The organism is Psychrobacter sp. 16-MNA-CIBAN-0192, assembly GCF_040309565.1.
GTDB lineage: Bacteria > Pseudomonadota > Gammaproteobacteria > Pseudomonadales > Moraxellaceae > Psychrobacter.
Genome location: NZ_JBEOOX010000626.1, coordinates 1 through 243 on the forward strand (window position 1 = coordinate 1; position 243 = coordinate 243).

Genomic DNA, 243 nt, shown 5'->3' on the forward strand with positions numbered 1-243 from the left:
TAATGATGGCAACAATGATAACGGCAATGTATTGTGGCTACGTGGTCGTGTGGGGCAGACTGATGGTAGTGAGCTGCTAAAAGCGGAAAAACGATTAACATTAAGCGGCACACAAGATGAGCAAGAAGCGCAAGCCAATCAGCTCGGTATCGATGTCGCCGATCTGCTGCTCGCTGATGGTGCTGGTGCTATCTTATCAGCGATTTATCATCCTGAATAATACCTCAGTGCTAGTGCTTAAAC

The 243-nt window shown here is 46.9% G+C and carries 1 pseudogene; it reads left to right on the forward strand.

The window, feature by feature from the left end:
- Positions 1-220, forward strand: a pseudogene (locus tag AAEY78_RS14630) (hydroxymethylbilane synthase); the annotation flags it as partial.
- Between the last annotated feature and the right edge of the window lie 23 nt (positions 221-243).